At 72.6% G+C, this 19,602-nt stretch carries 13 protein-coding genes and 1 pseudogene; 1 reads left to right on the top strand and 13 read right to left on the bottom strand.

What is annotated here, in order from left to right; genetic code table 11:
• Positions 1-44: 44 nt before the first annotated feature.
• From ACLJPL_RS13750 to gmd, 5 genes are read right to left on the bottom strand one after another with little or no spacing between them, the layout of a single operon-like run.
• Positions 45-884, bottom strand: coding sequence for a glycosyltransferase family 2 protein (locus ACLJPL_RS13750; protein ID WP_411081084.1), 840 nt, complete (start codon positions 882-884; stop codon positions 45-47).
• On the bottom strand, positions 881-1,639 hold the full coding sequence (locus ACLJPL_RS13755; protein ID WP_411081085.1) for a hypothetical protein: 759 nt from the start codon (positions 1,637-1,639) through the stop codon (positions 881-883). Before ACLJPL_RS13755 ends, ACLJPL_RS13750 begins: the two co-directional genes overlap by 4 nt.
• Positions 1,639-3,894 (bottom strand): LamG-like jellyroll fold domain-containing protein, encoded by a 2,256-nt coding sequence (locus ACLJPL_RS13760; protein WP_411081086.1) that lies wholly within the window; start codon positions 3,892-3,894, stop codon positions 1,639-1,641. The genes ACLJPL_RS13755 and ACLJPL_RS13760 overlap by 1 nt, the downstream gene beginning before the upstream one ends.
• A complete protein-coding gene (locus ACLJPL_RS13765) occupies positions 3,895-4,251 on the bottom strand; it encodes a hypothetical protein (protein ID WP_411081087.1) in 357 nt (118 codons plus the stop codon).
• The gene (gene gmd / locus ACLJPL_RS13770) at positions 4,248-5,261 is read right to left on the bottom strand and encodes a GDP-mannose 4,6-dehydratase (RefSeq protein WP_366392386.1); all 1,014 of its coding nucleotides are present in this window, start codon (positions 5,259-5,261) and stop codon (positions 4,248-4,250) included. Before gmd ends, ACLJPL_RS13765 begins: the two co-directional genes overlap by 4 nt.
• 116 nt (positions 5,262-5,377) lie before the next feature.
• On the opposite strand from gmd, the gene ACLJPL_RS13775 reads away from it, so the two are divergent.
• On the top strand, positions 5,378-6,361 hold the full coding sequence (locus tag ACLJPL_RS13775) for a GDP-L-fucose synthase family protein (protein ID WP_411081088.1): 984 nt from the start codon (positions 5,378-5,380) through the stop codon (positions 6,359-6,361).
• A 62-nt stretch (positions 6,362-6,423) separates the two neighbouring features.
• On the opposite strand, the gene ACLJPL_RS13780 is transcribed toward ACLJPL_RS13775, so the two are convergent.
• The 8 genes and pseudogenes from ACLJPL_RS13780 to ACLJPL_RS13815 form a co-directional block, all read right to left on the bottom strand.
• Positions 6,424-7,974 (bottom strand): exopolysaccharide biosynthesis polyprenyl glycosylphosphotransferase, encoded by a 1,551-nt coding sequence (locus tag ACLJPL_RS13780; protein ID WP_411081089.1) that lies wholly within the window; start codon positions 7,972-7,974, stop codon positions 6,424-6,426.
• A gap of 378 nt (positions 7,975-8,352) precedes the next feature.
• Positions 8,353-10,638: a hypothetical protein gene (locus tag ACLJPL_RS13785; protein ID WP_411081090.1), complete on the bottom strand. Its 2,286-nt coding sequence runs from the start codon at positions 10,636-10,638 to the stop codon at positions 8,353-8,355.
• 102 nt (positions 10,639-10,740) lie between these two features.
• The gene (locus tag ACLJPL_RS13790) at positions 10,741-11,280 is read right to left on the bottom strand and encodes a hypothetical protein (protein ID WP_411081091.1); all 540 of its coding nucleotides are present in this window, start codon (positions 11,278-11,280) and stop codon (positions 10,741-10,743) included.
• Between the two features lie 133 nt (positions 11,281-11,413).
• Positions 11,414-13,978 (bottom strand): SpoIIE family protein phosphatase, encoded by a 2,565-nt coding sequence (locus ACLJPL_RS13795; RefSeq protein WP_411081092.1) that lies wholly within the window; start codon positions 13,976-13,978, stop codon positions 11,414-11,416.
• A gap of 116 nt (positions 13,979-14,094) precedes the next feature.
• The gene (locus ACLJPL_RS13800; protein WP_411081093.1) at positions 14,095-14,724 is read right to left on the bottom strand and encodes an alpha-ketoglutarate-dependent dioxygenase AlkB; all 630 of its coding nucleotides are present in this window, start codon (positions 14,722-14,724) and stop codon (positions 14,095-14,097) included.
• A gap of 123 nt (positions 14,725-14,847) precedes the next feature.
• The gene (locus ACLJPL_RS13805) at positions 14,848-16,410 is read right to left on the bottom strand and encodes a GMC family oxidoreductase (protein WP_411081094.1); all 1,563 of its coding nucleotides are present in this window, start codon (positions 16,408-16,410) and stop codon (positions 14,848-14,850) included.
• Positions 16,411-16,465: 55 nt separating this feature from the next.
• Positions 16,466-18,031: pseudogene (locus ACLJPL_RS13810) on the bottom strand (APC family permease); the annotation flags it as partial.
• Positions 18,028-19,497 (bottom strand): aldehyde dehydrogenase family protein, encoded by a 1,470-nt coding sequence (locus tag ACLJPL_RS13815; protein ID WP_411081095.1) that lies wholly within the window; start codon positions 19,495-19,497, stop codon positions 18,028-18,030. The pseudogene ACLJPL_RS13810 and the gene ACLJPL_RS13815, both read right to left, overlap by 4 nt.
• Between the last annotated feature and the right edge of the window lie 105 nt (positions 19,498-19,602).

Consider the following 19,602-nt stretch of genomic DNA (forward strand, 5'->3'; position numbering starts at 1 on the left):
CGGAGCCGTCAGAGCCGGCAGAGCTGACGGAGCCGGCAGAGCCGTCAACGTAGCGGCTTCTCGCGGGACTTGAGAGCGATCTGCCAGCGGTAGAAGCTCATCGCCAGCGCGAAGTCGAACCCGGCCCGGCCGTCCAGGAAGCCCCGCCGGTAGAGGTACATGTACGCGAACGACACCACGGGCTTGAACGGCGCCTTGTGGAACAACTGCCCCTGGCGCGACTTGACCTGGCGCACCTGCTCCTTCACCTCGGGGTGCTGCTCCAGCCACGCCTCCCAGTCCGAATACCGGTTGTGCCGCTCGAACCAGGCGGTCACCGGGTCGAGATCCTGGTGCTCGATGGGGTTCTCCAACGTGCCGACCGTCGCGGCGACGGGCTGGTAGTGGCCCTCCACCTCCCCGATGCCCGGCGCGTCCAGGTCCCCGACCTCCGGGTAGTGGCTGCGGGTGCGGTCGGTCAACGACCTCTTGCGGATGGTGTATCCGTGCCGCAGCCGCTTCCCCGAGAACCAGTAGCCGAGCGGTATGTCGTACGCGGCGGGCTTCGGGGCCGCCGGGTCCCTGAAGGTCTCCCGCAGCTCGGCCAGCAGCCCCGGGCTCAGCCGCTCGTCGCCGTCGAGCAGCAGGATCCAGTCCAGGTCGGTGCGGACGTTGTCCAGGCACCACTGCTTCTTGCGCGGATGGCCCCCGTCCCAGGTGTACGCGACCACCTCGGCCCCGCACTCCTCGGCGATCTTCGCGGTGTCGTCGGTGCTGTGGGAGTCCACCACGACGACCGCCTCGAAGTGGCCGAGCACCGATTTCACCGCCTCGGCGATGTTCAGCCCCTCGTTCTTGGTCGGTATCGCCACGGCTATGGGCAGTTTCGTGTGGTCCGAGGTCATCCCTTGTTTCCTTCGGGCAGCCAGGCGTAGCAGCCTGTGGAGGTGAACGAGCGGGCGGACCCGGGGATCGTGATCTTCCGGGACGCGCCGGTGTCGGAGGAGCCGGAGGCCAGTTCCTCGCCGCCGGCCCCGGTGATCTGCCACGAGCATTTCGTGGTGGGGGAGGCGGAGCGGTAGACGCCGGGCCGCAGCGTCTTCCCGGTGTGGGCGCCGTCCGGATAGGCGTACGCGGCCTCGTCCACCAGGTCCTGGTGCTGGGGGCAGAGACCGGCCACGGCGTCCGCCGCGTCGGTGATCTCGTTCGCCGCGATCGCGCCCACGGCGGTGTCCCGGTCGGCCTTGACCAGATAGCGCAGCTTGTCGCAGGTCTCCTGCCCGGTCTGGAGCACGGCGGCCGGGTCCATGCCCTTCGGCACCCGGTCCTCCAGGTACTTCTTCTGCTTCTCGGTGAAGGTCCCCGTGGCCGGGGTGATCTCGTCGGCGGGCGTCTTCGGGCCCTGGTCCGTAGTGCCCCCGGCGGCCGGTCCGCCGGCACCGGGCCCGTCGCCGGCGGGCGCGTCGGCGGTCGGCCCGGAAGCGGAGGGCCCTGAGGCGGACGGCCCGGGGGAGGACGGGCCGGGGACGGCGGGCCCGGAGGCCGCGGGGCGCTGGGCGCCCGCGGCCTCCGGGTCGTTCCCGTCCGCGGACGAGCCGCAGGCGGCCAGCGCCGCCGCCGTCATGACGACGGCGGCGCAGGCCAGGAACGGGTTCCTCATCAGCCGTTCCTCAGGGCGTAGTGCGCGCTGATCTGGGAAGCGCTCAGCGCGGTCGGGTAGACGGCGGTCTCGTCGATCTCCCCGGCGAAGAAGTTGCTCGTCGGACGGTTCGGCCAGCTGGCGAGGTTGTCCCCGCCGATCCGCCAGTACCCCGGCTGGTTCTCGTTGCTCGTGTACAGGATGCTCGACGCGCGCAACTGCCCGTCGACGTAGAGCGCCATGCCCGAGGGCCCCTGGGTGGCGACGACATGGTGCCACTGGCCGTCGTTGTACGCCCCCGTGGTGGCGATCGTGCGGGCCGCGCCGCTGTACACGCCGAACGTGAGCCGGCCGTCGTTGCGCATGTAGACGTGCTTGTCGTGGCGGGTGCTGTTCTGCTGGGTCAGGTTCCCGAAGCCGATGATCTTCCCGCCCCGGGTGGTGGTCGTCTTGATCCAGGTCTCCACGGAGAAGCGGGCCGGCGCGGGGTGGAGCCGGTTGCTGTAGGCGTACTGGTTGGTCCCGTTGAACCCGATCGCGGTCGAGGGCCCGGCGACGGCCGGCGGGGTCTGCCGGTAGGCCGGGGCGTTGCGCAGGAAGCCGTTGTTGAGGTTGCCGCTGCTGTCGTGGGCGAAGGTGGCACTGGGCTCGTCGTAGCGCCAGTAGAGCGTCGCCCCGTCCGCCTTGACCCTGGCGGGGTACGCCTGGGTCGCGGTCGTCACGGTGGCGGACTGGGCGGGCGACTTGGCGCTGGTGTTGACGCCGTCGCTCGCGGTGATCCGGTACGAGTAGGTCTCGCCCGGCACCACGTCGGTGTCCGTCCAGCTCAGCTGCGGCCGGTTCCAGAAGACCGAGAAGCCGGTCGTGGTGTGGATCGGGGTGTTCGACCCGTTCTTGAAGATCTGGTAGGTCAGCTCTCCGTCGTCGGTGTCGAAACTGCTCTGCCAGTTCACCTCGATCTTCCCCGGATTCAGCGTCGACAGGCTGACGTTGGGCACCCAGGGCGCGCCGGTGTCCGGGCCGTCCGCGAATCGGGTCAGCCCCTGCTGGGCGGCGCCGTTGACGGTGGTGAACTCGCCGCCGACCCACAGGTAGTGGCGGCCGCCCTTGCCGGTCTGGGTCATCACCCGCGGACCGACCGGCTCGCCGATGCCGTCGTTGGTGTCCGGGAACCACGGCAGCAGCTTCGGGTCGTCGACGGCCTGGGCCAGCAGGTGCTTGCGCGGCTGGTCCGGGAACGCGCCCATGGAGACGCAGTCATGGGCGTGGCTGCCGCTGTAGAGCACCCCGGAGTAGACCGCCACGGACTGCGTGGCCCCCAGGCACGTGTCCCGCCACCGCTGCTGGAAGTCGCTCAGGTTCAGCGCGATGCGGCCGTCGAACACCCCGCCGCCGGTGCCCTCGTTGGCGGTGTAGAAGCCGGTGGCGTCGGTGGTGATGTCCTGGACCGTGGAGTTGTTGTGGATGAACCCCGGGTAGGTCTTGGTGAGTTGTCCGGTCGTGGCGTCGACCACGGCCAGGGCGTGGGTGGTGGTGCCGTTGATGCGGAAGAAGTCCCCGCCGAGCAGCACGTGCCGCCCGTCCGGGGTCACCTCGACGGCCCGCGCCACCTCGTCCGCGTTCGCCGTGAACGGCAGCAGGGACGCGCCGGCGGTGGTGACGGCCGCGAACTTGTTCCGGGTCTGGCCTCCGACGGTGTTGAAGTCCCCGCCCAGGTAGACCGTGTCGGCGGTGACGGCGAGCGCCCGCACGGTGGCCGAGACACCGATCTTGAAATTGTTGCGGACGGTGCAGGTCGCGGTGTCGATGGCCGCGATGTTGCTGACCCCGACCCCGTTCACCGCCCCGAACTGCCCGCCCGCGTACAGCGTCTCCCCGTCCGGGGAGAGCGCCAGCGAGCGCACGGTCGCGGTCCCCGAGGAGACCGTGAACGACAGCGAGCAGCCGGTGGGCGCACCGGTCGCCGCGTCGAACGCGGCGAAGTTCACCGCGGGCTGCTCCCCGGTGCCGGGTGCGGCCTTGGGCGGCCGCACGGTGGAGAAGGTGCCGCCCGCGTAGACGACGCCGTCGCCGGCCGCCATCGACCAGACGATGCCGTTGGTCTGCCAGGTGGAGAGGTCGTCCGCGGTGATGGCCACCGGAGGGGTCAGCGCCGTGGCCGGGGAGGTCCCGCCCGCGGTCGCGGACAGGGCTCCGGCGAGCAGGCCGAGAGCGGCGGCGACGGCTCGTGCACGGCCGCGCCTTCCGGTTCTCTGCCCCGTACTTCCGTTCATCATTCAGCTCCGAAGGTGAGATTCGAGCTGCGGCCGGGAGGCCGCCGATGCTGCCTCGCCCGACCAGCCGCGCGGACTGTCCGTCCCGTGACCGGTCGGGGCGAGTGAGGAGGCGAAGCCGAGGGCCCCGCCCGGTGCCGGCGCGATGAGCTCCACCGAGCGGTCGGTGGAGACGGCGGGTGCGCCGGTGCTGATCCCCGGCACGGACGCGACGAGCGCCGGCCGGGAGTTGTGGGTGAGTGCCGCCTCGGCCGGGGCGGCGGTGACGGGAGCGGCGGTGCGGCTGTCGGAGGGGCCCGCCGCCGGATCCGACGACGTACGGGTGCGGAGCCGGGCCTCCGTGAGGGCCCGCCCCCTCATCTGTCCACCCGCACGGCGGCCCCGGTCAGCTGGTCCGAGAGCAGGCGGATGTCCGCGTCGACCATGATCCGGGCCAGCTCCCGCGACTTGACCTCGGGCTTCCAGCCGAGCAGCTCCTCCGCCTTGGACGCGTCGCCGATCAACGCGTCGACCTCGCTGGGGCGTTCGTACTTCGGGTCGTAGCGCACATGCTCGGCCCAGTCGAGGCCCGCGTGCTCGAAGGCGAACTCCAGGAACTGCCGGACGCTGACCCCCTCGCCGGTCGCCACCACGTAGTCGTCCGGGGTGTCGCACTGGAGCATCCGCCACATGGCGTCCACGTACTCCGGCGCGTACCCCCAGTCCCGGACCGCGTCCAGGTTGCCCAGGTGCAGCCGGTCCTGGAGGCCGGCCTTGATCCGGGCCACGCCCCGGGTGATCTTCCGGGTCACGAAGGTCTCACCCCGGCGCGGCGACTCGTGGTTGAACAGGATCCCGTTGACGGCGAACATCCCGTACGCCTCACGGTAGTTGACCGTCGCCCAGTACGAGTAGACCTTCGCCACGCTGTACGGGCTGCGCGGGTGGAACGGGGTCTTCTCGTTCTGCGGCGGCGGGCTGGCGCCGAACATCTCGGAGGACGACGCCTGGTAGATCCGGGTCTGGACGCCGCTCGCCCGCACCGCCTCCAGAAGGCGGATGGTGCCCAGGCCGGTGACGTCACCGGTGTACAGCGGGGCGTCGAAGGAGACCCGCACATGGGACTGCGCGCCCAGGTTGTAGACCTCGTCGGGCTGGATGTCGCGCAACAGGTTCACCAGCGCCACGCCATCGGTCAGATCGGCGTGGTGCAGGACGAAGGAACGCTCCGGCTCCTCGGGGCCCTGGTAGATGTGGTCGATCCGCTCGGTGTTGAAGCTCGACGAGCGGCGTATGAGGCCATGGACCGTGTATCCCTTGTCGAGCAACAACTCCGCCAGATACGAGCCGTCCTGGCCGGTCACTCCGGTGATGAGCGCGGTCTTTGCCACGATTCCCCCTTCTCTGTTGCTCGCCTGTGCGACGAACAGGTCACCGACATATCGGAATTGGAGCGTTCTGCGGCAAAACATCACCGCAGTCCCTTACTGCTGGCACAATCCGAGCCATGACGACCGAACTCCCCGTATGGCCCCAGGAATCCGCCCGCCCCCTACTGCGCCCGGGCTCCCGCATATTCGTCGCGGGGCACCGCGGACTGGTCGGTTCGGCGGTGGCCCGCCGCCTCGCCGACGACGGCCACGAGGTCCTCACCCGCGGCCGCGACCTCCTCGACCTGCGCGACGCCGCGCGGACCGAGACGTATCTGCGGGACGTCCGCCCGGACGCCGTGGTGCTGGCCGCCGCCAAAGTGGGGGGGATCATGGCCAACAGCACCTACCCGGTGCAGTTCCTGGAGGACAACCTGCGCATCCAGCTCAGCGTGATCGCCGGGGCGCACGCGGCCGGGACCGAGCGGCTGCTCTTCCTCGGCTCGTCGTGCATCTACCCCCGGCTCGCACCCCAGCCGATCCGTGAGGAGTCGCTGCTCACCGGGGAGCTGGAGCCGACCAACGAGGCGTACGCGCTGGCCAAGATCGCCGGAATCGTCCAGACCCAGTCCTACCGCCGGCAGTACGGCGCCTCCTACATCAGCGCCATGCCCACCAATCTCTACGGGCCCGGCGACAACTTCGACCTGGAGACCTCGCACGTCCTGCCCGCGCTGATCCGCCGCTTCCACGAGGCGCAGCGCGACGGGGCCCCGGAGGTCACCCTGTGGGGCACCGGCTCCCCGCGCCGCGAGTTCCTCCACGTCGACGACCTGGCCGCCGCCTGCGTACGCCTGCTGGAGGCGTACGACGGTGACGCGCCCGTCAACATCGGCTGCGGCGAGGACCTCACCATCCGCGAACTCGCCGAAACCATAGCCGAGGTGACGGGCTATCAAGGTCGCATCGGCTGGGACGCTTCCAAGCCGGACGGTACCCCCCGCAAGCTGCTCGACGTCTCCCGCCTGACCTCTCTCGGCTTCAAGCCGCAGATCCCGCTGCGCGACGGCATCGCCCGCACCTACGCCTGGTGGCTCGGCCAACTCTCGCCCACCGCCTGACCATGCGCCGCCGCACGCGCGGCGGCGCACCGGGGCTCCTCGCATCCGCACGCCCGCCGTCCTCAATACGCCCCGCGGCCGTCGGTGACGGCGCGCACCGTACGGGCGAGGAGCCCCATGTCCGTGGCCACCGACCAGTTGTCGACGTACCAGAGGTCCAGCGACACGGTCTCCTGCCAGGACAGGTCGGAGCGCCCGCTGACCTGCCACAGCCCGGTCAGCCCCGGCTTCACCGCGAGCCTGCGGTGCTCCCGCTCGTCGTACCGGGACGCCTCCTCGGGCAGCGGAGGGCGTGGCCCCACCAGCGACATATGGCCCAGCAACACATTGACGAGCTGCGGGAGTTCGTCGACGGACGTCCGGCGCAACGCCCGGCCGATCGGCGTCACCCGGGGGTCCCGGCGCATCTTGAACAGCGGCCCGTCGACCTCGTTGGCCTCGGTGAGCTGCGCCTTGCGCTCCTCGGCGTCCGCGACCATCGTGCGGAACTTCCACATGGTGAAGGGCCGGTTGTGTTGCCCCTGGCGGACCTGCCGGTGGAAGACCGGACCGCGCGAGGAGAGCCGCACGCTCAGCGCCACCGCGAGCAGCAGCGGCGCCAGCAGCAGAAGCCCGAACAGGGCCCCGCCGCGGTCCAGGGCCGCCTTGAACGCCGCCTGCGGGCCACCGCGCAGCGGCGGCGCGATGTGCAGCAGGGTGAGCCCGCCCGCCGTCACCGGCCGGACCCGGGAGGCCGCGACGCCGGAGAGGTCGGAGAGCACGCACAGGGCGACGCCCGCGTCGTGCAGCCCCCAGCCGAGCCGCCGCAGCCGGTCCCCGGTCAGCTGGGGCCCGGGAGCCACCAGCACCAGATCCGCGTCGTGGGCGTAGGCCCCGCCCAGCACCGTCGTCACATCGTCGTCGGCCGGGCAGGAGGCGAGCCGCCCCGGCGTCTGCACGCCGTCGTACTCCAGCGCGGCCGGCCCGACCGGTATCACGGCCACCAGCTGATAGCCGTGGTCCGTACGGGTGTCGAGCAGCTCGGCCGCCCGGTCCACGCCCGCCGCCTCGCCTACCAGCAGCACCCTGCGGGCCGCCCGGCCCCGCCGCGCGGCCCGGGGCCAGGGCCGGGGCCCCTGGACGGCGACGGCCACGAGCAGCCCGGGCGCGACGGCGGCGACGGCCGTCGCCGGGTCGACGGAGCCCCCCGCCGCCGCGTGCAGGACGGCCAGCACCCCGAGGAGCACCAGCCAGTCCCCGAGGGCGTCGGACGCACCGCCCCGCTCGGCCCGCGGCCGGTCGGCGTACCGGCCGCGCGATCCGCGTAAGGCGGCCCACATCAGCCCGGCCACCGTGGCGGCGAGCCACGGGCGGGGCTGGTCGCCCAGGTGCAGCAGCAGCCAGGCGGGACCGGCCAGACCCAGCAGGTCGGTCAGCGCGCCGAGCGACGGGTGGTGCCCCGGCTTCCTGCGGGCCGGAGCCCGCTCGGCCGGGTCGCGCTGTGCTGTCGGGGCCCTCCACAGCTGTTCCAGGGCCGCCGTGCGGTTCCGGGAGGCGGCGGTGCGGGGGCGCGGCGCGCCCCGGAGCCCCACCGGCCCGGATATGTCGGTCTCCGGTATTTCGACATGCCCCATGAACCCCCCAGTCACAGTCGCACCCCCACAAACGGGACGCATCCGTCGATCCCATGGACTGACGGATGCGCCCTCGCTCGGTGCACGATATCCACACACGTGCCATTTCGCTGGAGTTCTCGTGAAGTTCAGACGGCTCGTTCCGGACTCCCCCGATCGGTCCCGGGTGTCCGATGTCGCCTGTGGTGGAGGGATGTTGGTGGCCCAACGGGTGAACGACGGCCTGTGGGGCGGGGAGGCCGGCCACCGGTCGCGGAGGCATCCGCTCCGGCGTGCGCCGGAGCGCACACACGAACCCCCTGGCCGCGACCTGCGTGGCCAGGGGGTTCGTCGTTCCGCGGACGGGCCCGCCCGGGGTGGAGGGGGGCGCCCACGGGGTCAGACGAGGCCGGTCGTGCGCCTCCTGGCCCGGCGGTGGATCAGCAGCCCGCCGCCAAGGAGCGCCGCCGCCAGGAGAGTTACCGAGATCACAGTGATCCCGGTCGCCGCGAGGCTGCCGCCGGACGTTGTCACCGGGCCGGTGCCGCCCGCGACGCCGCCGCCCACCGTGGACCCGGTGGCGCCGGCCGACGAGCCGGAGGAGCCGCCGCCGGTGTCGTCGCCGCCCGTCGAAGCGGCGCCCGCCGTAGCACCGCCTGACGCGTCGTCACCACCGGTGCCGGAGCCGCCGTTCGCGGTGTCGCCCGGACCGGCGCTGTCACCGCCGGTGTCCCCGCCCGTCTGGCCGTCCGTCTGGCCGTCGCTCGCCCCATCGGTGTCCCCGCCGCCGGTGGCCTCGGTGACCGTCAGCGTGATCGGGGCCGTACGCGTGGTGCCGACGTCGTTGCGGAACTCGGCGCGGTACCGGTAGCCGTCCTGGGCCGTCCGCGCGGTGAACGTGAGCACGGGCTCCTTCGCGCCCTCGACGTCCCGCCAGGTCTGCGAGCCGTCCGCGCTGACCTGCCAGCGGACCGAGGGCTCCGGAGTGCCCTCGGCGCGCGCGGTGAGGGCGACCTCCTCCCCGGCCTTCACCGAGCGGTCGGCGGGCGCCTGGGTCACCAGCGGCGAGACCTGCCGCGTCAGTTTGGTGATCTTCCCCTCGGCCGGGCTGGTCACGAACACCGTGGCCCCGCCCGGCTCGACGGCGAGCGAGGCGGCCCCGAGCTGCGACTGGTTGCCGGGCAGCGAGAGGTCCTTCGCCGCCGGGGTGAAGTCCTCGGTGCTGTACACGGTGAGCGTGCCGTTGTTGTCGTTCGCCGGGTCGGAGAGGTTCCCGCCGTCCTGCCAGACGACGAAGGCGCGGCCGGTCCGCGCGTCGAACGCCGCGTCCCGGGCCAGGTCCTTGCCGATCAGCGTCTTCACCAGCTTGCCCCGGGCGTCGAAGACCAGCACGGACCGGTTGACGCCCACCCACACCGCGCCGCTCGCCGGATCCGTCTCGGTGAACCCGGCGATGGAGTCCGCGCCGGGCAGGTCGAAGGAGGCCGTGACGGCGAAGGAGGCCAGATCGACCCGGTGCAGCTTCCCGGCCACGAAGTCGCTGAACCACAGCGCGCTCCGGGCGTGGTCGACGGCGAACTGGTTCCCGCCGGGCAGGGTCACGCTCCGGGAGGCCGCACCGGTCGCGCGGTCGATCTCGGAGAGCTTCGCGCCCTGGGCCACCAGCACCGTGCCCGGAGCCGTACCGGGGGCGATGTCCGTGATCGTCGACCCGGCGAGCCACACGCCGGAGGCGGACGTGTCGCCCGCCTTGGCGCTCCCGACGCCCCGCAGCGGGTAGTTGTAGACCACGCCGTCGCCCGTCAGCGGTCCCGAGATCCGCGCCGCCGTCGACGCGCGCAGCTCTCCGGTGGGGCCGGGGGCCTGGCTGATCCAGCTCTCGGCCTTCCCGTCCTCGGGGTTGAGCGCGTACAGGCCGCGTTCGTCGAGGTCGGCCGTGTCGGGCAGGTTGTCCGCGCCGACGTACAGCTTCTTGGAGTCGGGGTGCAGGAGCAGGTCCAGCGGCTTGCCGGCCGAGGTGAAGTCGGCGACCGGCTTGTACGAGACGGTCCCCGCGGGGACGTCCACGCCCTCCCCGCCCGGTTCGCCGGGCTCCTGGCCCGCGAAGGTCACGGGTATGCGCACGTCCTGCGTACGGTCGCCGCTCGCGCGGTGGTCGGCCCGGGTGACGACGGAGCACGGCACGTCGGCGCAGTCGAGACCGTCGCCCTTGGACCGGATCTCGATCTCCACGTCGAAGGAGCCGCCGGGGCCGAAGGGCCGGGCGAGCTCGCCCTCGTACGGGTCGCCCGGCGGCACGATCCACCGCGAGGTGCTCGAACCGCCGCTCATGTCGGCCCCGCCGAGGCAGGGGGAGGGGACCCGGTTCGCGCCGTTGTCCTTGCAGAGCGCGACGTAGATGCCGGACGTCAGCCCGTAATCCTCGCCGGTGACCCGGATCTTCTGGCCGGCCGGGTCGAGCCCGGTGGTGGCCGAGACGGTGAGCTTCTGCCCCTTCGGGCCGGTGGCGCTCTTCGGCGTGCCGGCGTCGGCGCTGACCGCCGCGCCCACGGGGATCGCCCCGAGCAGCAGGGCGGCGAGGGCGGCCGTGCCGGCCAGGCGGCCGAATCCGCGGGGCCGGCCGGGGCGGGCGGACCCGGGATGTCTGCCGGGGCCGGTCTGCGGGGTGCCCGGAGTGGGTGTCATGTGCTTCCTCGTCACGACGCGGGGGAGCCCGGCCCCGGCGAGGAGCGCCGGAGCCGGGCCGATGGCTGGTTGTCGGGGGCGGCCGGTGGCGGCCGGGGCGTCCTACACGAAGTCGATCGGCGTGTGGACGTCGTACTTGCGGTCGTTGGTGTCGGTGTGGTCGGCGCGGGTCACGACGGCGCACTCGACGGTGTCGCCGCAGATGTTGCCGCCGCCGAGGTCGGCCTTGACGTGTATCCGGACGCTGAACGTGCCGCCGGAGCCGAAGGCCGAGCTGTTGGGGAGCGTGCCGCCGCCCTGGTTGGACACCCAGTGGGAGGCCCCGGTGGTCCCGGATTCGTCCTGGCCGCCGAGACAGGGGGAGGGCTTGTTGGCGCCCTGCGCCCCGTCCACCACGCAGAGGCTGACGTAGACGCCCTGGCCCGGGTTGTATCCGCTGCCGGTGACGGTGATGTTCTGCCCGGCGGCGGCCGCCGTGTCCGGGGCGGTCAGCGACAGGTTGTACGTGACGCCGCCGTCGGTGATCGTGCGGGCGCCGGTCGCGGCGGCGGCGGGGGAGGCGAGCGAGAGCGCCAGCGCGGCGGCGGAGAGGACGGCGAGGCCCGTGCGGGCGACGGTACGGGTGGAGGGAACAGCACTCATCGAATGAGCACCTTTCTCAGCATCGGGACCAGAACCACGGACACCCAGTCGACTTAGGTAAGGCACACCTAAGTCTAACGATGTTGAAGTTGTCAACAAAGTGGCTCACGAGAACCGGCGAAAGCGAGCAGTTTCAGCCGAAGTCGACCGGCGGAAAGGCTTGTTCGGTCCAGATGGTCTTGCCGGCGGGGGTGTAGCGCGTGCCCCAGCGCTGGACGAGCTGCGCGACGATGAACAGCCCGCGCCCGCCCTCGTCGTCCTCCGCGCTGTGCCGCAGGTGCGGCGAGGTGTGGCCGGTGTCCGCGACCTCGCACAGCAGCGTGCGGTCGCGGATGAGGCGCAGCCGCAGCGGCCCGCCCGCGTACCGGACCGCGTTGGTGACCAGTTCGCTGACGACCAGTTCGGTGGCGAAGGACAGTTCCTCCAGCCCCCAGACGGCGAGTTGGCGGGTCGCCAGCTCGCGCGCCCGGCCCACCGCCACCGCCTCAGCCGGCAGCTCCCACTCGGCGACCTGCCCCTCGTCCAGCTCCCGGGTGCGGGCGAGCAGGAGAGCGGTGTCGTCGGCAGTCGTGGCGTCCGGCACCAGCTCGGTCACGGCCCGGTCGCACAGCTCCTCCAGCGACGCGGTGCGGTCGGCGAGCACCCGGCCCAGCGCGTCGAGCCCCCGGTCGATGTCGTGCTCGCGGGCCTCCACCAGGCCGTCCGTGAACAGCGCCAGCAGGCTCCCCACCGGCAGCTCGATCTCCATCGACTCGAACGGCAGACCTCCCAGGCCCAGCGGCGGCCCGGCCGGCAGATCCGGGAACGCGACCTGTCCGTCCGGGTGCACGACGGCCGGCGGCAGGTGCCCGGCGCGGGCCATCACGCACCGCCGCGAGACCGGGTCGTACACCGCGTACAGGCAGGTCGCCCCGGTGGTCAGCTCGTCGTACGCGTCGGAGGCCGGCTCCCCGCGCGTGCCCGGCCGCTCCTCCAGCGGCTGCCCCACCAGGTCGTCCAGCCGGGTCAGCAGCTCGTCGGGGGCCATGTCCAGTTGGGCGAAGGCGCGCACGCTGGTGCGCAGCCGCCCCATGGTGGCGGCCGCCTGGAGCCCGTGGCCGACCACGTCCCCGACCACCAGGCCGACCCGGGTCCCCGAGAGCGGGATCACGTCGAACCAGTCGCCGCCGACCCCCGTCACATCGTCGGACGGCAGATAGCGGTAGGCGATGTCGACCGCGGACTGCGGCGGCACATGGTGGGGCAGCAGCTGCCGCTGGAGGGCGAGGGAGGCGGAGCGTTCGCGGGTGAAGCGGCGGGCGTTGTCGATGCAGACGGCGGCGCGCGCGGCCAGCTCGTCCGCCAGGGCGACCTCACCGTTGTCGAAGGTGCTCGCCGGACCCCGGGCGACCGCACCGCCGGACGCCTCGGGACGCGGAGTCCGTACGAAGGTGACGAGCCCCAGCACGCTGCCGCCGACGCGCAACGGGACGACCAGGGTGGTGTCGTCGAGCACCAGGCCCCCGGAGGCGAGGCTGCGGTCCTGGGCCGAACCCGGCGGATAGGCCACCGGGGGATAGCGGTCGGCCGGACTCCCCGGGGCCGCCGGGCGCAACGGCTCGGCCGCGTCGGCCACCCCCGGGACCGCGGAGTGCTCGCCGACCCGCAGGAGGTCCATGGCCGCCGAACTCCCGGTCGCCGGGAGCTCCCCGGCCATCACCGTCGCCCGCGCGATGTCGACCCGTACGGCGGAGGCGAAGTCCGGCACCGTCACCTCGGCGATCTCCTCGGCGGTGGTGACCACGTCCAGGACCGTGCCGATCCGGCGTCCGGCCTCCACCAGCAGGGCCAGGCGCTGCTGGGCGCGGTAGCGGTCGGAGATGTCGAAGGCGTCCTCGCAGACCCCGAACACATGCCCGTGGGCGTCCTCCAGCCGGTAGTAGGAGCACGACCACAGGTGCTGCGTCCCGGGGTCGCTCGGCGGAATCCCCTGGAAGTGCAGGTCCAGGACGGGTTCGCCGGTGTCGATCACGTGGTGCATCACGGCGTCGAGCGTCTGCGGGTAGCCGGGGGTGACGAACTGGCCCCCCGAGTACAGCTCGTCGGCCCGCTTCCCCCGGAACTCGGCGAGCGGCTTGCCGATCTCCCGCTCGTAGGCGGTGTTGCTCCAGGTCAGGCGGAGATCGGTGTCGTAGATCGCCAGGCCCACGGGCGACTGGGTGGCGAGCCCCTGGAGCAGGGCGAGCCGGGACTCCCACTGCCGCAGCGCCCCGAGCTCGGCCGCGACCAGCACCCGGCCCGGCGCGCCGGAGCCGTCGACGGCCCCCGCACCGGCCCCCGCGCCCGCATCCGCCAGCGGGCACGTCGTGGTCGCCACCAGCAGCTCTCGGCCGTCCCGGTGACGCGCGAGACGGATGGCGTTGCCGGCGGGTGGCGAGCCGGCCTCGGAAGCCGGGAGGGGCCCGGGGTGGACCTCGGAAGCCGGGAGAGGCCCGGGGTGGACCTCGGCGGCGGGGACGGGCCCCTCCACGGGCAGCGGCGACAGGAACGCGCTCAGGGGCCGCCCGGCGACCTCGTGCGGGCTGTAGCCCAGCAGCTCGGTGGCGGCCGGGCTCCACCCGATGACGGTGTCCCGGCCGTCCAGGACCACCGTGGCCGCCCTGGCGATGTCCAGGGGGCCGCGGAAGTCGGCGGCATCCGCCGCTCTGGTCGCGCTCACCGCGCCACACCGGCCTGGTCCATGGTCCTCAGAATCCGCCCTGCCCGGGGCGGGCACAACTGCGGTGCGCCCGCGCCACGGCCGATCGTGGCGGCATCCGGCGGACGCCGGTGCGCTCAGCGCACCCCGGCGGGCCGGAACTGGACGCTGATCCGCGGCCCCACCGCCCGTGCCGTCTTCGGGACGGCGTGCTCCCAGGTGCGCTGGCAGCTGCCGCCCATGACGATCAGGTCGCCGTGCCCGAGCGGCCGGCGTACGGGGGCGGGGCCCGGGCGGCGGGGGCGCAGCGCGAGGTGGCGCGGCGCGCCCAGGGAGAGGATCGCGATCATGGTGTCCTCGGTGGAGCCTCGGCCGATCGTGTCACCGTGCCAGGCGACCCCGTCCCGGCCGTCGCGGTAGTAGCAGAGCCCCGCCGTGGTGAACGGCTCGCCGAGCTCGCCCCCGTAGTGCGCGCTGAGCGCCGTGCGGGCGGCGTCGAGCGCGGGGTGCGGCAGGGGGTCGCCGCTGTCGAAGTGGGCCAGCAGGCGCGGGACCGCCACCAGGCGCTCGTACATGACCCACTGCTCCGCCCGCCAGGCCACGTCGCTCGCCAGCGTCCCGAACAGGGCGTCCGCGCCCCGGAGCCACTGCGGGAGTACGTCGATCCAGGCGCCGTGGCCCAGATCCGTACGGCGCAGCCCGTTCAGGGAGCCGACGACGATGTCGTCCCCCTGGTCGAAGAGCGACGGTTGCAGGTGGAGGGCCATGGCACGAGCGTAACGCTATTCGCACAGGTGTGCGAGTGCAGTACGAGGGGCACTCAAGCGCCCTGGCTCAGGCGGCCTGGCTCAAGCGCCCACGCTCAAGCCGCCCCGCTCAAGCCGCCCCGCTCAGCCCTCCTTGATCAGATCGGCGCACTTCTCGCCGATCATCATGGTCGTGATGCACGGGTTGACCGTGGTCAGCAGCGGCATCACCGAAGCGTCGGCCACCCGGAGCCCCGTGACCCCCTTCACCCGCAACCGCGGGTCGAGCGGGGAGTCCGGGTCGTCCGCCGGGCCCATCCGGACCGTCCCCGCCGGGTGGTAGACGGTGTTGTGGGTCTCGCGGATGTAGTCGAACAGCTCCGCGTCCGTGGCGGCGGCCGGCCCCGGAGCGAGCTCGGTCCCCGCCCACGCGGCCATCTCCGGCCGAGCGACGATTTCCCGGGCGAGGCGGAGCCCGTAGGTCATCACCCGTACGTCGTGCTCGTCGGTGAAGTAGCGCGGATCGACCCGGGGCTTGTCCCGGAAGTCCCGGGTGCGGAGCCGGACCGTGCCCCGGGAGCGGGCCCGGGTGACGTTCGGGGTGAGGCAGAACGCGTTCTCCGAGGTGGGGTAGCCGCGCCGGTAGGTGTTCAGGTCGAACGGCACCGAGCCGTAGTGGTACATCAGGTCCGGCCGGTCCAGGCCCTGCTCCGTGCCGGCGAAGATCCCGATCTCCCACCACTGGGTGGAGGAGGTCACCATGGGCTGCCGCGCCTCCCACATGATCACGCCCTCCGGGTGGTCCTGGAGGTGCGAGCCGACGCCGGGGGAGTCCACCCGGACCTCCACCCCGGTCTCCCGGAGATGGCCGGCCGGCCCGATCCCGGAGAGCATCAGCAGCTTCGGGGAGTCGATCGCCCCGCAGGCGACGACCACTTCGCGCCGGGCGTGCACCCTGCCGCTGTGTACGGTGTCGGGCTCCAGGTACTCCACTCCGGTGCAGCGGTCCCCGTCGTCGAACAGCAGCCGTTTCGCCTGGAGGCCCGTCCGCACCTCCAGGTTGGGGCGCTTCCCCAGGATCGGATGCAGATACGAGACCGAGGCCGAGGAACGGGTGCCGTCCTCGCGGGCGTTGATCTGGAACCAGTGCGCGCCCCTGATCACCGTGGTGCCCGTGTTGAACGGGGTGGTGGGGATGCCCGCTCCGGCGCACGCCGCCAGCAGCGCCGTACCGCACGGGTCGTCGGGCGGGACCGTGCGGAGGGTGACCGGGCCGGAGCGGCCGTGGTGGTCGCCGGGCGCGTCGTTGGTCTCCAGCCGCCGGTAGAGCGGGAAGCAGTCCGCCGCGCTCCACCCGGTGCAGCCCAGCGCCCCCCACTCGTCGAGGTCCTCGGCCGGAGCCCAGAAGGCGATGCACGAATTGTGCGAGGAGCAGCCGCCGAGCACCTTGGCGCGGGCGTGCCGCATGAAGCTGTTGCCGTACTCCTGCGGCTCCACCGGATAGTCCCAGTCGTAGCCGGACTCCAGCAGCTCCATCCACCGGTCCAGCCGCAGGACGCTCTCGTCGCCCATGTCCGACGGGCCCGCCTCCAGGACGCAGACGGTGACGGCGGGATCCTCGGTCAGCCGGGCGGCGACGACGGCTCCGGCCGTACCGCCGCCGACCACGACGTAGTCGTACACGGGCGCAGAGCTCTCTTCGGGCATCGGGTCTCCAGGGTTCGGCGGGCCGGCGGGGTCTCAGCGGCCGGGCGTCGTCGGGGGCGGGGGGGGCGGTGGGGTCCTCGGCCTCGAAGCGGTGTTCGGCGAGCACGCCCGTACGGTGCCGCTGGACGAACCAGTAGTAGGCGAAGCCGCCGAGCGCGACGACGCCGATGAACAGGAACGCGCCCCACCGCAGATACCAGTGCTGCGGGCCCGTCGCGTTGTAGACCTCGGCGCGCGGCCACGCCAGGTTGAGGGACATGGCCGTGCCCCACAGCACCGCGAGCACGTTGACCGGCAGCCCCCAGCGGCCCAGCGAGAACGCGCCCTCGCGCGGCTGCCACGTACCGCGCAGCCGCCGCAGCAGCATGGGCACGGTGACCAGCAGATACGCCACGTAGATCATGATGATCGCGATGCTGGTGATCACCGAGAAGATCTGCGGCTGGTTGATGTTCACCACCAGGATGACCACGCCCACCACCCCGATCAGCACGGCGGGCACCACGGGCGTCCTGAAGCGCGGGCTGACCCGGGCCAGCTTCGACCCGGCGGGCAGGTTGTTGTCCCGGGCCATGGCGAACATCAGCCGGATGCCCGCCGCCTGCACGGCCAGGACGCAGACGGTGATCGCGACGACCACCGACCAGAGGAAGACGTCCCCGACGGTGTCGCCGAGCGTCGCCAGCACCACGTACTGGAGCCCGCCCGTGGACAGCTCCCGCGCCTGGAGGTCCGGCACCGCGAGCAGCGCGAAGAGCAGGATGAACGCGCCGATCAGGAACGACGCGATGAGCGCCCGCAGGATGGCGCGGGGCGCGTTGCGGCCCGGGTCGTGCGACTCCTCACCGAGGGAGGAGGCGGTGTCGAAGCCGTACATGACGTACGCGGAGGCGAGTGACGCGGTGAGGAACGCGCCGAAGTAGCCGAGGGAGGTGCCGCTGCCGAGGTCGTACGTCTCCGTCAGGGCGGTGCTGGGGCCCCGGGTGATGTGGGCCGCGAGGAAGATGATCAGGGCGACGGCGGCGATCAGCTCGATGAAGACGCCTGCGGAGTTGATCCGGGCCATGAGCTTGACCCCGAACGCGTTCACCAGCGTGGAGAACAGGATGAGCACCGTGCCGAGAAGCACCGCGTTGGCCGCCTGGTCGTTCCGGCCGCGCCCGTCGCCGACGAACTGGAACCAGCCGTCGATCTGCGGCAGCGTGATCTGGTACGCCAGCGCCACCGCCGCCAGCGTGACCATGGTGGCCGTCATCATCATCCAGCCGCCGAGCCAGCCCACATGCGGGCCGCCCATCTTCTTGGCCCAGTTGTAGACCGAACCGGCCACCGGATAGCGGGCCGCCAGCTCGCAGAAGCACAGCGCCACCATCAGCTGCCCGCAGAAGACCATCGGCCAGGACCACCAGTAGGCGGGGCCGCCGAACGTGACGCCGAAGTAGAACAGCTGGAACGTGCCGGTCAGGATGGAGATGTAGCTGATCCCGGCGGCGAAGGTGTGGAAGTTGCCCAGCGTGCGCTTGAGTTCGGGACGGTAGCCGAGTTCGCCGAGGGCGTCGTCGTCGTGCTGGGTCTGGGTCCTGGGCGGCGGGACGGGGTCCGGCCCCGTGGCCGTACTCACTCGAACCACCGCTGCGGAGCCGCCGCCACATTGCGCCAGATGTGCTTGGCCTCCTGGTACTCGGCCAGACCCGCCGGACCCAGCTCGCGGCCGAAGCCGGACTGCTTCATGCCGCCCCACTCCGCCTGCGGTACGTAGGGGTGGAAGTCGTTGATCCACACGGTGCCGGCCCGCAGCCGCGAGGCCACCCGGTGGGCGCGGCCGCCGTCCAGCGTCCAGACCGCGCCCGCCAGCCCGTACACCGTGTCGTTGGCCAGCCGCACCGCCTCGTCCTCGTCCCGGAACCGCTCCACCGTGAGCACCGGCCCGAACGACTCGTCCTGCACCACGGACATGGAGGAGCGGCACTCGTCGAGCACGGTCGGCGGGTAGTAGAAGCCGTCCGCCAGCGCCGGATCGTCGGGCCGCGCGCCCCCGCAGCGCACGACCGCGCCCTCCGCGACGCCCTCGGCCACATACGCCTCGACCTTGTCGCGGTGCGCGGCCGAGATCAGCGGACCGCTGCGGGCGTCCTCGTCGAAGGGCCCGCCCAGCCTGATCCGGCGCGCCCGCTCCACCAGCTCGTCCACGAACCGGTCGTGCAGCTCGTCCTGGACGAGGAGCCGCGCGCCGGCCGAGCAGACCTGGCCGGAGTGGAGGAAGACCGCCATCAGCGCGTAGTCGACGGCGGTGTCGAAGTCGGCGTCGGCGAAGACGATGTTGGGGTTCTTGCCGCCCAGCTCCAGGGCGACCTTCTTCACGGTGGGCGCGGCGGCCGCCATGATGGCCCGCCCGGTGACGAGCCCGCCGGTGAACGACACCATGTCCACCCGCGGGTCCTCGGTGAGCGGGGCCCCCACCGCCGCGCCCGCCCCGAGCACCAGGTTGGCGACCCCCTCCGGCAGCTCGGCCTCGACGAGCAGCCCCATGAGCAGGACGGCGGTGTGCGGGGTCAGCTCACTGGGCTTGAGCACGAACGTGTTGCCGGCCGCGAGCGCCGGGGCGACCTTCCAGGCGGTCTGGAGCAGCGGATAGTTCCAGGGGGTGATGAGCGCGCAGACGCCGACCGGTTCGTGGACGATCCGGCTGTCGACGTCTGCCGTGCCGGTGTCGACGACCCGGTCGGTGGACCCGGCGGCGACCAGGTTGCCGAAGTAGCGGAAGCAGTTCGCGATGTCGTCCATGTCGTAGGCGCTCTCCACCAGCCGCTTCCCGGTGTCCAGCGACTCGGCCCGCGCGAAGATGTCCTTGTCGCGCTCCAGCAGCTCCGCGACCCGCAGCAGCAGCCGCCCGCGCCCGGCGGCCGGCGTACCGGGCCAGGGCCCGTCGTCGAAGGCCCGGCGCGCGGCGGCGACGGCCGCCCCGGCGTCCTTGGGCCCGCCCTCGTCGACGGTGGCCACCAGGCTGCCGTCCGCGGGGCAGCGGATCTCCCGCGTGCCCGCGTCGGCGGCGGTGGTCCACCGGCCGTCGATGAACAGCTCCGGCATGGGGGGCTCCTCCTGTACGGGGGTGGGGCGGGCGGCCCGCCGGTCGCGGCCTCACAGCGACCGGCGCTCCGCGTGGCGACTCCAGAACAGACAGTAAGGTCGGCC

The sequence above is a fragment of the Streptomyces sp. cmx-18-6 genome (assembly GCF_046548915.1).
Classification (GTDB): domain Bacteria; phylum Actinomycetota; class Actinomycetes; order Streptomycetales; family Streptomycetaceae; genus Streptomyces.

What these genes read in the sequence shown, in the direction of transcription:
- ACLJPL_RS13750 (WP_411081084.1), bottom strand. Translation starts at nt 884, where the DNA reads ATGACCTCGGACCACACGAAACTGCCCATAGCCGTGGCGATACCGACC.
- ACLJPL_RS13780 (WP_411081089.1), bottom strand. Translation starts at nt 7,974, where the DNA reads ATGGGGCATGTCGAAATACCGGAGACCGACATATCCGGGCCGGTGGGG.
- ACLJPL_RS13775 (WP_411081088.1), top strand. Translation starts at nt 5,378, where the DNA reads ATGACGACCGAACTCCCCGTATGGCCCCAGGAATCCGCCCGCCCCCTA.
- ACLJPL_RS13815 (WP_411081095.1), bottom strand. Translation starts at nt 19,497, where the DNA reads ATGCCGGAGCTGTTCATCGACGGCCGGTGGACCACCGCCGCCGACGCG.
- ACLJPL_RS13760 (WP_411081086.1), bottom strand. Translation starts at nt 3,894, where the DNA reads ATGATGAACGGAAGTACGGGGCAGAGAACCGGAAGGCGCGGCCGTGCA.
- ACLJPL_RS13755 (WP_411081085.1), bottom strand. Translation starts at nt 1,639, where the DNA reads ATGAGGAACCCGTTCCTGGCCTGCGCCGCCGTCGTCATGACGGCGGCG.
- ACLJPL_RS13805 (WP_411081094.1), bottom strand. Translation starts at nt 16,410, where the DNA reads ATGCCCGAAGAGAGCTCTGCGCCCGTGTACGACTACGTCGTGGTCGGC.
- ACLJPL_RS13790 (WP_411081091.1), bottom strand. Translation starts at nt 11,280, where the DNA reads ATGAGTGCTGTTCCCTCCACCCGTACCGTCGCCCGCACGGGCCTCGCC.
- ACLJPL_RS13785 (WP_411081090.1), bottom strand. Translation starts at nt 10,638, where the DNA reads ATGACACCCACTCCGGGCACCCCGCAGACCGGCCCCGGCAGACATCCC.
- ACLJPL_RS13800 (WP_411081093.1), bottom strand. Translation starts at nt 14,724, where the DNA reads ATGGCCCTCCACCTGCAACCGTCGCTCTTCGACCAGGGGGACGACATC.
- ACLJPL_RS13765 (WP_411081087.1), bottom strand. Translation starts at nt 4,251, where the DNA reads ATGAGGGGGCGGGCCCTCACGGAGGCCCGGCTCCGCACCCGTACGTCG.